The 14890-nt window shown below is 71.4% G+C and carries 9 protein-coding genes and 2 pseudogenes; 1 reads left to right on the top strand and 10 read right to left on the bottom strand.

Translation table 11 applies throughout. From position 1 onward, the window contains the following. Positions 1-51: 51 nt before the first annotated feature. From QM720_RS03310 to QM720_RS03270, 9 genes and pseudogenes are all read right to left on the bottom strand, one after another. On the bottom strand, positions 52-1356 hold the full coding sequence (locus QM720_RS03310; protein WP_415124734.1) for a DUF222 domain-containing protein: 1305 nt from the start codon (positions 1354-1356) through the stop codon (positions 52-54). A 309-nt stretch (positions 1357-1665) separates the two neighbouring features. Beyond that, positions 1666-2193, bottom strand: coding sequence for an alpha-L-rhamnosidase C-terminal domain-containing protein (locus QM720_RS03305; protein ID WP_415127793.1), 528 nt, complete (start codon positions 2191-2193; stop codon positions 1666-1668). Further along, positions 2179-4485: pseudogene (locus tag QM720_RS03300) on the bottom strand (family 78 glycoside hydrolase catalytic domain); the annotation flags it as partial. The pseudogene QM720_RS03300 and the gene QM720_RS03305, both read right to left, overlap by 15 nt. Then, entirely contained in the window at positions 4482-5993 is a 1512-nt protein-coding gene (locus QM720_RS03295) for a family 43 glycosylhydrolase (protein ID WP_415124733.1), read from the bottom strand. The pseudogene QM720_RS03300 and the gene QM720_RS03295, both read right to left, overlap by 4 nt. A 40-nt stretch (positions 5994-6033) precedes the next feature. Continuing rightward, positions 6034-7164, bottom strand: coding sequence for a serine hydrolase domain-containing protein (locus QM720_RS03290; protein WP_415124732.1), 1131 nt, complete (start codon positions 7162-7164; stop codon positions 6034-6036). Between the two features lie 89 nt (positions 7165-7253). Beyond that, positions 7254-8120 (bottom strand): ATP-binding cassette domain-containing protein, encoded by an 867-nt coding sequence (locus tag QM720_RS03285; RefSeq protein ID WP_415124731.1) that lies wholly within the window; start codon positions 8118-8120, stop codon positions 7254-7256. Positions 8121-8454: 334 nt separating this feature from the next. Then, a pseudogene (locus QM720_RS03280) lies at positions 8455-9921 on the bottom strand (ATP-binding cassette domain-containing protein); the annotation flags it as partial. 56 nt (positions 9922-9977) lie between these two features. Continuing rightward, complete coding sequence (locus QM720_RS03275; protein ID WP_415124730.1) at positions 9978-10919, bottom strand: ABC transporter permease; 942 nt, start codon at positions 10917-10919, stop codon at positions 9978-9980. 60 nt (positions 10920-10979) lie between these two features. After that, entirely contained in the window at positions 10980-12518 is a 1539-nt protein-coding gene (locus QM720_RS03270) for an ABC transporter substrate-binding protein (protein WP_415124729.1), read from the bottom strand. Positions 12519-12733: 215 nt separating this feature from the next. Here QM720_RS03270 and QM720_RS03265 point away from each other — a divergent pair, with 215 nt between their 5' ends. Then, positions 12734-13360 carry a TetR/AcrR family transcriptional regulator gene (locus QM720_RS03265; RefSeq protein WP_415124728.1) on the top strand — a complete coding sequence of 209 codons (627 nt, stop codon included), beginning with the start codon at positions 12734-12736 and terminating at the stop codon, positions 13358-13360. A 10-nt stretch (positions 13361-13370) separates the two neighbouring features. On the opposite strand, the gene QM720_RS03260 is transcribed toward QM720_RS03265, so the two are convergent. After that, positions 13371-14876 (bottom strand): carboxylesterase/lipase family protein, encoded by a 1506-nt coding sequence (locus QM720_RS03260; RefSeq protein ID WP_415124727.1) that lies wholly within the window; start codon positions 14874-14876, stop codon positions 13371-13373. Positions 14877-14890: the final 14 nt, after the last annotated feature.

The following is a 14890-nucleotide window of genomic DNA, read 5'->3' as shown; positions in this document are numbered from 1 at the left end:
ATGCGGTGCCGAATCTGCCATCTCGCGATGTCGATGACACGGGCGTGTGTCTCAGAACGGTGGTGGATCGGTGTCGGTGGTGAAGGCGACGTGGGGTGGGGTGCGGTCGGGGTAGTGCCGTCCGGTGGGGCTGGTCCAGGTGATGGTGCCGTCGGGTTGTTTTCGGGTGGTCCAGGTGGTGTGGTGTTTGAGGACGTGGTGTCGGCGGCATTTGTCGGTGAGGTTGTCTGCGTTGGTGGGGCCGCCGCGTGCGGCGTCGTGGATGTGGTCGAGGTCGCAGCGGCGGGTGGGCATCATGCAGCCGGGGAACCGGCACCGTTGGTCGATGGCGCGGAGGTAGCGGCGGAGGTCTGCGGAGGGTCGGTAGCGGTCTACGGCGAGGACGGCTCCGGTGATCGGGTGGGTGAGGGCCCGGTCCCACCCGGGGGATGCCCCCACGAGTTGCAGCGCGGTCGCGGTGTCGACGGGCTGCACGCCGTCGAGCATCGCGGGGTCCAGCTGTGCAGCGTCGAGCACGCCGTCGCGGGTGGTGGGGTGGCTGCTTGTGCTGGCGAGGGTGAGGGCGGGGACGGTGACGTGGATCTCGGCGGTGATCGTGCCGAGCAGTTGTGCGGGTTCGTGTGCTGTGGGTGTGCCGGACAGGGCGAGGTCGCAGAGCAGGTCGGCGCGCAGGTGGTCGAGGGTGCGCGGATCGTCGGGGTCGGTCGTGGTCACGGTGCGGGCTTGGTGGGTGAGGCGGTCGTGGATGCCGTGGATCAGGGTGGATGCGGCGACGAGGGTCAGCTGGGACATCGCATCGTCGAGATCGGACACGTCGACGCGGCGGCCCGCGGTCGCATCCTGGTGTCGCTCCTGGAGGGTGCGGGGGAGCAGGCGTTCCGCGGTCAGCCGTGCGTAGCCTTTCAGTCGTGAGGGGGATTCTTGTTCGGCGACGGTGAGTACGGCGGTCTCGAACCGGGCGCGGACCTCGTCGTCTGTGATGCGGTGCCCGGCGTCGACGATGACGTGCACGTGCGCGCGGCTGATCCGGCCCGTCGTGAGGGCGTCGAGTGTGCGGGGGAATCGTTCGGCGAGGATGCTGGCCTGGCCCAGCTGTCGTTGCACGGTGCGGTCCGAGACGCGCAGGGCCGCGCCGATCTCGGCGGCGACGTCCCGCATCGGGAGGTCACCGTCACTGCGTGACGCGTCCACCCGTTCCTGGGCGAGGGTGTTCGCGGCGTGCAGCAGCTGCGCCTCCAGCGCCTGGAACGCCGCGATCCCGCGGCGCGTTTCGACCAGGGATGTCACGAGATGGTCGAGCATCACCAGGTCCGGCGCCGTCAACGACGGACCCGCCCGGCGCGATATCTCGTTCATACCTTCGATTATGCCGAGAGCCTCCGACAGTGAAGGTCTGAGAAGTTCGGCCGATGGATACGTTCGCCCCGCGAGCGGAGCGAGACGAAACGGGCGGAGCGGTGAGAGCATCTCGTCGCTTCGCTCCTCACGGGGCGACCGGGAACCGCGTCTGCCCCGTTGCACGTGCCAAAAGCAGGGCGAAACCGCCTGAGACCACTCTGAAGAGCCGCTTTCGGTCGATCGGCCCTGCTTTTCGCACGCCCTCGCGAGTATCAGCGAGGCGACCCATCGGCGGAACCCCTTGTGCGCCACCGATCGGCGGATCTGTCAGGCGCGCTCCGCCGTCGCGGCGCGGACGGCGGCGTCGACGGCGGCCAGCAGGTCGGGCGGGGTGAACATGAGCGCCATCGACAGCGGCCGCCGCGAACCCCACACCGTCTCGGCGCGGACCGTCTCGGCGCGGGTGGGGTCGGCGGCGGCCAGGGTGTCCAGCAGCGCACGGTACGCGTGCGGGTCGTCGATCACGTCGGCCAGCGACGCCTCCAGCCCCGGCAGCGCCGGGCGCACCACGGCCGGCGCAGCGGCGAACCGCCACTCGTGCGCACCCGCGCCCACCTCGAACGGATCCCGCTCCGGCAGCGACACCTCGGCGGTCGTGTTCGCCGGCACGACCGCCGAGACGACGACCTCCGCGCCCTCGCGCCGCCAGGCGACCGACGCCTCGCCGTACGGCGTGAGGTGCCGAGCCGCCGCGTGCTGCAGCGAGGCGAGCGGTCGGGGCGCGATGCGCAGCCGCCGGTATCCCGGGGATGCCGGAGCCAGCCCCGCGACCGTCCGGTGCAGCCAGTCGGCCACCGCGCCCAGCGCGTAGTGGTTGAACGAGGTCATCTCGCCCGGGTTGATCGAGCCGTCCGGGAGCATCGAATCCCAGCGCTCCCAGACCGTCGTCGCCCCCATCGTGACGGGGTACAGCCACGACGGGCACTCGGTCTGGGTGAGCAGGCGCTCGGCGACGGCGAGATGCCCGCCGCCGACGAGCGCGTCGGTGACCAGCGCTCCGCCGACGAACCCGGCGCCGATCCGGTAGCCGCCCTCGCGCACGAGTCCGGCCAGTCGATCGCCGAGCGCCTGCCGCACGGCGGGCTCCCGCACGAGGTCGAACGTCAGGGCGAGGGCATAGGCGGTGGGGGCATCGCTCATCATGCGCCCGGCGGGGGTCACGTACTCGGCGACGAAGGCGTCGCGCGAGCGCACGGCCAGCGCGCCGTAGTGATCGGCATCGGCAGCGCGGCCGAGCAGCGCCGCGGCGTCGGCGACCAGCTGCAGCGAACGGGCGAGGTAGGCGGTGGCGACGATGTCGCTGTCGACCTTCGCCTGGCCGGGCTTGTCGGGCGGGGCCGACGGGTCGAGCCAGTCACCCAACTGCATGCGCCCGGCCCACAGCCCGGTGGAGCCGGCGTCGCGGAGCATGGCATCCACCCACGCGCGCATGCTGTCGTACTGGTCGGCGATCACGCCGGCGTCGCCGAAGCGCTCGTGCAGTACCGTGGGCAGCACCGTCGCCGCGTCGCCCCACGCCGCCATCGGCCCCCCGCGCCCGAACGACGGCAGCGCCTCCGGCACCACGACCGGCACGACGCCGTCGTGGTGGCGCTGCTCGGCGGCGAGGTCGCGCAGCCACGACGTGAGAAAGCCGTCGCAGTCGTACAGGAAGCTCGCCGTCGGCGCGAACACCTGGATGTCGCCGGTCCACCCCAGCCGCTCGTCGCGCTGCGGGCAGTCGGTCGGGATCGACAGGAAGTTGCCGCGCATGCCCCACACGACGTTCTCGTGCAGGCGCTCGATGAGGGCGTCGGATGCCGTGAACCACCCCGTCCGGGTCAGATCGCTCTGCAGCACCACCGCCTCGATGTCGGCGGGGTCGATGTCGGCGCCGGTGAGTTCGGCGTAGCGGAAGCCGTAGAAGGTGAACCGCGACTCGAGCACGTCGTCGCCGCCGGACAGGTCGAACGTCGCGGTGGCCGCCGCGTTGCGCAGAGTCCGCAGGGCCAGCTCGCCGTCTTCGAGCACCTCCGCATGGCGGATCACGACGCGATCGCCCGCGGCGCCGCGCACGCGCACCCGCAGCCGTCCGACGAGGTTCTGCCCGAAGTCGAGGATCGTCCCGCCGGACGGCGTGGGGATCGTGGCCGCCACCGGCACCGTCTGCACGCGGCGCACCGGCGGCGCGATGCGCGCCTCGGGGGCCGGGACGTTCTCGTAGTCGGGGTTCGCTGCGGCGCCGATGCGCGCGGGTGCCCAGCCGGTGGCCACGCGCCGGAGATCCTGGTGCTCGCCGGGGTAGATGCCGCTGTCGACGACCGTGCCGTCGCCGGCGGCCTCCCAGCTCGCGCCGGTGGCGGCGAGGGTCGCCACCGCGCCGTCGGCGTAGGTCACCCGCAGTTGCGCGAGCAGCCCGGGCTACGTGCCGTAGAGCCGGTTCGTGAACGTGAAGAAGCCGTACTTCTCGGTGTACCAGGCGCCGGCGATCGTCGCCGACAGCTCGTTCTCACCCGGCTGGAGGAGGGCCGTGACGTCCACCGTCTCGTGCACGAGACGGTCGCGGTAGGAGGTCCAGCCGGGGGCGAGCACGTCGTCCGACACCGGGATGCCGTTGACCTCCGGCTCGGCGACGCCGAGCGCCGTCCAGAACAGCAGCGCCCGCGCCACGGGGCGGTCGAGAGTGAACCGCGTGCGCAGCACGGCCGGCTGCGCCTCGCGGTCGGGGTGCGCGAGGCCGACGGGCTGGGCGATCCACTCGCCGCCTCCGAGGAAGCCGGCATCCACTCGCAGCGGGGCGCTCCAGTCGGTGCGACCGCCCGAATGACCACCAGAGTGACTGCCCGAGGCCGCGAAGGCCCGCACGCGCACCTCGCGGCTCTCGCCCGGCCGCAGGGGCGCGAACGGCCAGGCGACCAGCACGCTGTCGCCGCCGTCGAGGGTGACGGTGTCGATGCCGTCGGTCGCCTCGGCCGATGTCTGCAGCCAGCCGTCGGCGTCGCCGACGGTCCACGTCAGCCGCGGCGTCGGGGTCGCGACGAACGCGGTGTCGTCGCGAAGCTCCGCCCGCAGGGACGCGATGTACGGGGCAGTGGGGGCATCGGTCATTCGTCTTCTCCTTCGGTGATCCACGACTCCACCGCCACCGAACCGGCGACGGCGTACACGCCCAGCACGCGTCCGGTGAACGACTCGGCGACCTCCGAGGAGAGGAAGCGGCCGTCGACCCGGGCGAGGTCGACGCGCGCGCCGCCGGCGGGGGTGAAGCCGAGCACGAACTCGTCGCTCGTGGCCACCATGCGCCAGCCCGGGCCGGGCCGGACCGAGTCGAGGTGCAGGTCGACGACGTCGCCCTCCAGCGGTGCCGACCACTGCTGGTCGAGTCCCATGAACGACGCGTGCGCCGTGACGACGCCGTCGCCGGCCTGCACCGAGAGGTGGAAGCGCTCGTCGTAGCGCACCGCGAGCCCGCCGGTGCCGGCGCTCACGTCGAGGCGGACGGTGGTGTGCGAGGTCAGGTGCTCCTGGCGGCGCCCCACGAACACGGGCCGCACGTCGGCCAGGGTCGAGCCGTCGGCCGTCAGCACCAGGCGCCCGCTCTGCACCGCCGCGACCTGCGCGGGCAGGCGCCGGACGGCGATCCACTCCTCGTCGAGCGGGGCGTCGAAGCCGATCTCGACGCGGGTGCCGGGGCGCGGATTCAGCTCCACCGGGGCGATGGCCGGCCAGCCGCCCCGCCACGCGACCGGCGTGACGAAGGTCTCACGGCCGAGGGCGGAGAACGCCCGCGTCCCGCCGCGGGGGCGCACGCCCAGCAGCACGCACAGCCACTGTCCGTCTGGGCCCAGGACGAGATCGCCGTGCCCCGTGTTCTGGATCGGCCGCGGCGTCGAACGCGCCGACACGAGCGGGTTGGCCGGGGCGCCCTCGAACGGGCCGTCGGCGGCGGGGCCGCGCGCGACCGAGATGGAGTGCCCGCGTTCGGTGCCGCCCTCGGCGATGAGCAGGTACCACGCGCCGTCGATCTCATACAGGTGCGGCGCCTCGGGGAACATCAGCCCGGTGCCCGACCAGAGCGAGCGCGGCTCTTCGACCGCACGATGCGCGTCGAGGTCGACCCGCACCTGCTGGATGCCGAGGTGCGCGGGCGCGTTCGGGTTCAGCGCGCCCGTCAGCTGCAGGCCGGAGAACGTGACGTAGCAGGTGCCGCCGGCATCCCACGCGATGTCGGGATCGATGCCCTCGATCGTGCCGGAGCCGTCCTGCGTCAGCAGCAGGTCGCCGTCGCTCCAGGGGCCGGCGGCGTCGGCGGCGGTGAAGTGCAGCATGCCGCGCCCCATCGCGTCGGTGACGACGAGGTGGAAGAGGCCGTCGTGATGGCGGATCGTCGGCGCCCACGCGCCGCCCCCGGTCGGCACCCCGTCGACGCCGAGCTGGCCGGGGCGGGTCGCGACGTGCCCGATGAGCTCCCACGTCTCGAAGTCGCGCGAACGATGGATCGGGATGCCGGGCAGATACTCGAACGTCGAGGTGGCGAGGTACCACTGGTCGCCGACCCGCACGACCGACGGATCGGGGTGGAAGCCGTTCACGAGCGGGTTGTGCAGCGTGGTCATTCCCCTACTCCTTCGTGGTGTGCGGGCGGGCAGGGCGACCTCAGCCGGCCAGAACGAGCCCGAGGTCCCGGGCGAGGGCGACGGCGCGCGGGTCGGCGCCGCCGGGCCACGGCCCGCGGGCGATCGTCCAGGCGAACGCGACCCCGGTGTCGGGGTCGACGCAGGCCAGCGCGCCGGCGGCGCCGTCGTGCCCGAACGAGCGCGGCCCCCCGAAGGCGAGCTGCTGCGACGGCTTCTGGAACACGATGGCATGGGCGCGGCCCTGCTGGTCGAGCACCTCGTCGTATCCGCGGATCTGCTGCTGGCCGATCCGTCCGACGGTGTCGGGGGAGAGGAAGGCCGCACCGCCGTCGACGCCGGTGACGGCGGCCGCGAACAGGCGCGCGAGACCCCGCGCCGTGCCGGTGCCCGAGCCGCCCGGGTGCCCATAGCGGTAGCTGCGCGGGTCGTTGGCCAGGTGCACGTCGTCGCTCATCGACCCGAAGACGACCGGGCCGAGGGCCGAGTAGCTGCGCACGAGGGTGTCGGAGACCGGCTGCACCAGGGGCAGCAGCGGGACGAACCGGTGTTCCTGATCGGCCGGCAGGCCGAGGAAGAAGTCGACGCCGTGCGGGGCGCGGACCTCCCGCTCGTAGAACTCGTGGAGCGTGTGCCCCGTGACGCGGAAGACGAGTTCGTCGCCGAGACTGCCGATCGTGAGGGCGTGGTAGCCGAAGGCGCTGCCCGGCCGCCAGAACGGGCGGGTGGCGGCGAGGCGGTCGGCGGCCGCGTGGTGGTCGAGCAGTTCGTCCCACGTGAGCGGCGGCGTCGCCTGGGGCAGCCCCGCCTGGTGCGACAGCAGTTGCCGCACGGTCACGTGCTCCTTGTCCTGCGCGGCGAACTCGGGCCAGTAGTGCGCCACGGTCTCGTCGAGGTCGAGCGCGCCGCGCTCGACCAGCAGCCCGACCGAGAGCCCGATCGTGTTCTTGGTGACCGAGTAGGGCACCGTGACCGCGTCCTGGGCCAGGTGCGGGCCACCCCACGCGTCGAGGACGAGCGCCCCGTCGTGGTAGGCGGCGACCTGGAACGACAGATCGTCGTCGGCGGCCAGGAATCCCTCGAGCCGCTCGACGAGCGCGTCCAGTCGCGCGTCGGCGCGACCGTGCAGTCTTCCGGTCAGTGTCTCGGTCATTTCGTCCTCTCGGGAAGGGGAGTGCGGATGACGACGGATGCCGGGGTGCCCGCGTCACACCGCACGCGGGGCACCCCGGCATCCATCCGTCAGGCGGCGTCGGCCGCCTGCGCGGACTCTGCGGCGGCCTCGGCGGCCAGGAACTCGCGCCGGGCGGCCCGGCGCTCTTCCTGCTTGTCGGGGTCGGGCACGGGTGCCGCCATGAACAGCCGCTGCGTGTACGGGTGCTCGGGGCGGGAGGTGACGCGGTCGCCGTCGCCGGTCTCGACGATCTCGCCGCGGAACATCACCGACACGCGGTGGCTGATGTGCCGTACGACGGCGAGGTCGTGGGTCACGAACAGGTAGGCGACGCCGGTGCGCTCCTGGATCTCGATGAACAGGTCGAGCACACGGGCCTGCGTGGACAGGTCGAGCGCCGAGACCGGCTCGTCGCAGACGATCAGCCGCGGGCTCAGCGCGAGCGCGCGGGCGATGGCGACACGCTGGCGCTGGCCGCCGGAGAACTCCCGGGGCAGGCGCGCGCGGGCGTCGGAGGGCAGACCCACCTGGTCGAGCAGCTCGCGCACCCGCTTCTTCGCCTCGGCGCTGGCGACACCGGCGACGGTGAGCGGCTCGGTGAGGATCTGCTCGATCGTCATCGACGGGTTCAGCGACGAGTACGGGTCCTGGAACACGACCTGGATCTCCGAGCTCAGCGCCCGGCGCTGGGCACGGTTCAGGTGCGAGATGTCCTTGCCGTCGAAGAAGATCGACCCGCCGGTGACCGGTGCCAGGCCGAGGGCCGCGCGGCCGAGGGTGGTCTTGCCCGAACCCGACTCGCCGACCAACCCCACCGTCTCTCCGGGGAGGATGTCGAGCGAGACCTCCTTCAGCACCCGGAACGGCTTCGCACGGAAGCCCTTGCCGGGGTATTCGACGATGAGATCCTTGACGTCCAGCAGTGGCGCGGTCATGCCCCCGCTCCCTTCGTGACCAGCGGACCGCGAGCGGGACCCTCGTCGAGGATCGCCGCCAGCAGCGCCTGCGTGTACGGATGCTGCGCGTCGTTGAAGATCGCGCGCACGGGGCCTGTTCGACGAACAGGCCGTGCTGCATGACCGTGACGTGGTCGCACAGGTCGGCGACGACGCCAAAGTTGTGCGTCACGAGCATCATCGCCATCTGGCGTTCGGCCTGCAGATCGCGCAGCAGATCGAGCACCTCGGCCTGCACCGTCACGTCGAGCGCCGTGGTGGGCTCGTCGGCGATGATCAGGTCGGGGTCGGTCGAGACGGCGCCGGCGATGAGCACGCGCTGTGCCATACCGCCGGAGACCTCGAACGGGTAGGCGTCGAACGTGCGCTTCGGGTTCGGGATGCCGACCCGCGCCAGCAGGTCCAGCGAGCGCTGCGTCGCGTCGGCCTTGGACAGCCCGAGGTTCTTGCGCAGCGGCTCGACCAGCTGGCTGCCGATCGTGAACGACGGGTCGAGGTTGCTCATCGGCTCCTGCGGGATGTACCCGATGCGCTTGCCGCGGATGCCCTGGTAGATCTTCTCGCTCGAGTCGGCCAGCTCGGTGCCCTCGTACAGGATCGATCCGGCGGTGACGCGGCCACCGCGGGGGAGCAGGCCCAGCACGCCGAACGCCGTCTGCGTCTTGCCCGAACCCGATTCGCCGATCAGCCCGTGCACCTCACCCTTGCGGATGTCGAGCGAGACGCCGTGCACGACCTCGATGTGCGAGCCGTCGGGCTGGTCGTAGCCGACGCGCAGGTCACGGATCTGCAGCACCGTCTCGGTCGCCTTACTGCGCGCGTCGTCGGGATGCGTGATGGTCGAGAGGTTCTCGATCACGGGCGGCTCGTCCAGGTCGACGGCGTCGCCGCCGCTGGTGGCCACCGAGGTGGTGACGGCCGCGATCGATCCGGTCGCCGTGGTCACGGCGCGGCGGCGCTTGCGGCGCACGGTGACGGTGCGCTCGAGCTCGTCGCGCATGACGTTGGCGAGGAGTGTGAGGGCGATACAGGTGATGGCGATCGCCAGCGCCGGCCAGATCATCAGCAGCGGCTGCTTGTAGATGTTCTTGAACGCGTCGTTGAGCATGCCGCCCCACGTGGGGACGTTGACGTCGCCGAGCCCCAGGAACTCCAGACCCGACTGGATCGCGATCGCGATGCCGGCGATGATCGCCGACTGGATGATGATCGGGGCGCGGACCACCGACAGCACGTGGCGGCCGATGATGCGTCCGTCGCTCAGACCCGACACGCGCGCCGCGTCGACGTACAGCTCCTCGCGCACCGCCGTGACCGACGCGTAGACGAGGCGGAAATACGAGGGCGAGAGCAGGATGCCGAAGATGAACATCGACAGCCAGACCGACGGGCCGAGCACGGCGCGGGCCGCGAGGAGGATGATCATGGCCGGCAGCGCCATGTTCAGCTCGGTGACCCACGTCGCGACGGTGTTGAACCATCCCTGGTAGTAACCGGCGATGAGGCCGGCGACCACGCCGATGGCGACCGCGGTGACGAGGGCGATCAGCGCCGCCAGAATGCTCGTCTGGGTGGCGAACAGCAGTCGCGACATGACGTCGCGGCCGCTGCCGTCGGTGCCGAGGACGTGGGTGCCGCCCGGGGGCTGCAACACGGCGCGGATGTCGGCGAAGTTCGGATCCTGCGGCGTGATGTACGGGCCGATGATGGCCAGTACGGCCACGATCGCGAGCACGACCGTGGAGGCCAGGCCGAGCGGCCGACGGAGGATGCGGCGCATCAGGTGCACGCGCGCGGGGCCCGTGGTGGGCACGGCGGGAGGGACGTCGATGGCGGTCATGACAGTCGGACCTTCGGGTTCAGTGCGGCCTGCGCGAGGTCGATGAGGAGATTGACGACGATGACGATGATGGCGAACACGATCACCAGGCCCATGACGACGGGGATGTCACCCAGCGTCGTGGCCGAGACGGTGAGCTGGCCCATGCCGGGGATGGCGAAGACCTGCTCCACGATGACGGCGCCGCCGAGGAGGCCGATGAACTGCACGGCGAGCACGGCGAGGGCGGGACCGCCGGCGTTGCGCAGCACGTGCTTGTAGACGACCGAGTTGATCCCCAGACCCCGGGCGCGGAGGGTGCGGACGTAATCGCGCGACATCGCGTCGATCACGGATCCGCGGACCTGCTGGGCGACCGTCGCGACCGCGCCGATCGAGAGCGCGACGACGGGGAGTGTCACCGATGACATCCAGCCGCCGAAAGATTTCGTGATGGGCACGAACCCGGTCGCCTTGAACCAGCCGAGGTTGATGGCGAACACGAGCACGAGTCCGAGCGCGATGAGGAAGTTCGGCATCGCGAAGCCGACCAGCGACAGGAACTGGATCGTGCCGTCGACGCCGCCGCCGCGGCGTGCGGCCCAGACGCCGAGGACGATGGAGAGGATGGCCGAGACGATCGTGGCGCCGATCACGATCGAGAGCGTGACGGCGATGCGGTTCGAGACGCTGACCGAGACCAGTTCGCCGGAGAACCAGCTGCGGCCCAGGTTGCCCGTGAGCGCGGAGGTGAGCCAGTTCCAGTACTGGGCGAGCAGGGGCCGGTTCAGCCCCAGTTCCTCGGTCTTTTTGGCGACCGTCTCTGCGGTCGCCTGTTCACCGAGGATGCGGCGGGCGATATCGCCGCCCGCCATATACAGAAGCGTGAACGCGAGGAACGAGATCACCGCGATCAGCACGACGCCCGACAAGAGGCGTCGAAGGATGAACGAGAGCATGCTGCCTTCCGGTCGTGGTACCGGCCCGCCCGCGCTGTCGCGCGAGCGGGCCGGGGTCGGTCAGTTCTTGGGCGAGAAGTCGAAGATCGACGGGTACGCGTTGGTCGGCCAGAACTCCAGGTTCGTGTCGGCATCCACCGCGTACGTGCCCTGCACGCGGTAGAACGGAGCGAACCACGCCTGCTCGACGAGGTACTTGTTCAGATCCTTCGTCGCCTGCTCGGCCTCTTCCTCCGTGCCCATCTGGATCGTGGTGATGTACTCATCGATCTTCGGGTCCTCGCTGTGGAACGGGTTGAAGGTGGCGTTGGGAGCGATCATGAAGTTGATCAGCTGCCAGTCGGGGTTCTGCTCCAGCGACATCCAGGTGGCCGGGTACTTCGGCGCCAGCATGTCGGTGATGAAGTTGCCCGTGCCGGGGTCGGTGTAGTTGACCGTGATGCCGATGTCGGACAGCTGCTGCGCCACGAGGTCGAACGTCGTCTGGAACGCCGGGGTCGACATCATGTTCAGCGTGAACCCGTCGGGGTAGCCGGCCTCGGCGAGCAGCTCCTTGGCGCCCTCGGGGTCGTAGGCGTAGGTGCTGTCCAGTTCCGGGTCGTAGGCGACCGAGGTCTCCGGGAAGACCTGCTCGGTCAGCGAGCCGTAGCCCGACTGCAGCGCCGTCAGCAGAGCCTCGCGGTCGAAGGCCATGTTGATCGCCTGGCGCACCTTGACGTCGGCCAGTTCGGGAGCCATCGTGCCGTCACGGTCGAGCAGGAGCATGCCCTGGAAGTCGAGCTCGTTGGTCTCGACCGCCCAGCCCGATGCCTCGATCTCCGGGATCGAGCTGTTGTCGGCGATCTTCGCACCGTTGGCCTCGCCCGCCTTCATGGCGTTCAGGACGGCGGTCGGGTCGCTGATCACGTTGATCGTGAGGTTGTCGTAGTGGACGGCATCCTTGTTCCAGTAGTCGGGGTTCGCCGTGTACACGTACGTGGTCCCGGTCACCGAGGCGGAGGCGTCGTAGATGTACGGACCGGAGCCGACGGGGACGGTCGCGGAGTCGGGGTCGTCGAACGAGGAGGGCGCCTGGATGAGGCCGGGCGCGATCGACAGCAGGTTCACGAGCGACGGGTCGGGTGCGTCCTGGGTGATGGTGACGGTGCTGTCGTCGACGGCTGCGAAGGTCTTGCCGGCCAGGGTGGCCGCCTGCGGCGAGGTGCCGTCGCGGAAGCGCTCCAGGCTCGCGACGACGGCGGCGGCATCGACGGCGGTGCCGTCGGTGAACGTCGCGTCGGTGCGCAGCGTGAGCGTCAGCACCGTGTTGTCGTCGTTGTACGCCCACTCCGTGGCCAGCCAGGGCTCGATCTCGCCTGCGCCGTTCTTCTGCAGCAGCGTGTCGAACACCGCCTGGAAGAACGGGCTGCGGTTGCCGTACTCGGCGCCCGAGCCGATGTCGTAGCTCGTCGGGGCGAACAGCGAGATGAGCGTCAGCCGGTCGGCGTGACCACTGCTCTCACCGCTGCTCGAATCGCCTGAATCATCGCCTCCGGCGCACCCGGTGAGGGCGAGCGCCGCGACGACCGCGAGGGCTGCTGTGGCCTTCCAACGGAACATCCTTGGTCCCTTCTCATGAGCGACACCACGGTGGGCCGCTGTCTCTGTCGGACGGTAACAGTCAATGCCCGACCGGCGCTAGGTTTTCGGACGAAAAACTAACGATCGCTCGGAATTCGTTATATTCCGTTATCGACCGGCTCCGACCCGGCGTTGCGCCCCTCGGAGGGGGCCGGGGAGTCGAACAAGACCGCATCGCGGGGTACGGTGCACCTATGACCACCACGAGCCCGCCCGTCGGCGCGGTGCACAAGCCGCGGGGGCAATATGCGAAGTCGGCGGTGAAACGCCGCGAGATCCTCGATGCCGCCCTCGAAGTGTTCGCCCAATCGGGCTACCGCGCCGGGTCGCTGCGCGACGTCGCACAGCGCGCCGGCATGAGCGAGGCGGGGCTGCTGCACCACTTCCGCAACAAGAGCGTGCTGCTGGAGGCCGTGCTGACCCACCGCGACGACCGCGCGAGCAGGATCGTGGCGCTCGACTCCGGCGACGGCGCGACGATCGTACGGGGCCTGGTCGAGCTTGCGACGTACAACGCCTCGATCCCCGGCCTGGTCGAGCTGTACTGCGTGCTGTCCGCCGAGGCGACAGCACCCGAACACCCCGCCCACCGGTACTTCATCGATCGCTACGAGTTCATCCGCGAGCGCGTCGGCAACGCGTTCCGCGCGCTCGCCGTCGAGGGGCGGCTGAAGAACGGCATGACGCCCGAACGCGCCGTGGTCGTACTCATCGCCCTCATGGACGGGCTGCAGGTGCAGTGGCTCTACGACCGCAGCATCGTCGACATGACCGAGGCGCTGCGGTCGACCTTCTCGGTCTTCGTCGACATCGAGTGGTGAACGGCACCCGTCAGTCGCCGCCGCACGCGAGCGCGCCCGCCCAACCCCCGGGTTGCGTGCCGCCGTCGGGGTCGTCGAAGACCCGCGTCGGGCTCGTCCGGTCGGCCGGCCCGCGGGCGGCGGCCCACGGCGCGACGCCGGTGCGGGCGAACTCCACCGCCGCGCCGTGCACGGCGGCCGCGAGTGCCCGCGGCGGGTGGTCTCCCGCGATGCGGTCGACCCGTTCGGCGTCGAGGAGGTCGAACAGGAACGGGATGTCGAGGCAGTGGACCGCGCCGCCCCGCACGGGGGAGCGCCACGCGAACCGGTACGCCCACGTCGCCGCGCCGCCGGCCGCCGCATCCTCCCGGGCGCGGAGGGTGCGCGCGACGACCGACCGGAAGACCCGATCCCCCACCCAGCGCGCCAGCACGGCGGATGCGCCGCGGGCAGCGACGCCGGCCCGCACGTACGCCTGCGCGACGGGCGCCGGCACGCCGACCGCCGTCAGGGCGGCGTCGGGGGCGAGGCTCGCCAGCTCCGGCGGGACGGCGCCGGCGACCATGCCGAACTCGTCGTCGTTGGCCCCGACGACGAGCGCCACGTCCGACCCGGCTCCCGCCGCGAGCGCCTCCAGCACGGGCCGGTCGAGGATCTCGCCGTCGATCGTCGGACCGAGCCGGTAGCCGTGGTCGACGAGCGTGAGGACGCTCCACAGCCCCGGCGTGCCTCGACCGGTCACGGCGAGCTGGGCGGCGTCGAGGGCGTCGCGGTCGACGGACGCGAACCCGGCGCGGGTGGCGGGCACCCCTGTGTGCGCGGCGACCGCGGCGGCGAAGCCGTGCGCCGCATCCTCGGTGATATCGGCGAGCACGGGAGAGCTCGCCCAGGCGGCCCGGAACAGGCCCGCGGCCGGTGACGCCACGAGCGCGAGCACGACGCCGGCACCGGCCGACTGGCCGGAGAGCGTGACGGCGTCGGGATCGCCCCCGAACCGGGCGATGTTCTCGCGCACCCAGTGCAGCGCGGCGATCACGTCGCGCAGACCGCGGTTCGCCGGGGCGCCCGGCACGACCCCGAACCCCTCCATGCCGAGCCGGTACGCCACCGTCACCGTCACGACGCCGTCGCGGGCGAACGACGCGCCGTCGTACCAGGGGCTCGCCGGCGACCCCGACACGAAGCCCCCGCCGTGCACGTGCACCCAGACCGGCAAGGATGCCGCCGCGGTGCGCGATGCCGGGGTGAACACATTGAGGCACAGCACCTCGTCGCCGGGCACGCTGGGCTCGGGGATCAGGGTCGCGGCGCCGCCCGATCCGCGCTGCGGCGTCGCGCCCATGCGCGTGGCATCGCGCACCGAGGTCCACGCGGGGGCCGGCTGCGGTGCGGCGAACCGGAGCGTACCGACGGGCGCGGCCGCGTAGGGGATGCCGAGGTAGGCGTCGCAGGCGCCTCGACGCACGCCGCGCACCGGGCCGGAGACGGTGTCGACGACATCGGCCGGGGCATCGTCCACGGCGCGTGCGGTGCTCATGCGCTCTGCTCCTC

It is taken from the genome of Microbacterium sp. (assembly GCF_047602155.1).
GTDB lineage: Bacteria > Actinomycetota > Actinomycetes > Actinomycetales > Microbacteriaceae > Microbacterium.
The sequence above is the reverse complement of the archived record's forward strand: the minus strand, read 5'-3'. Positions and strand labels throughout refer to the sequence as shown.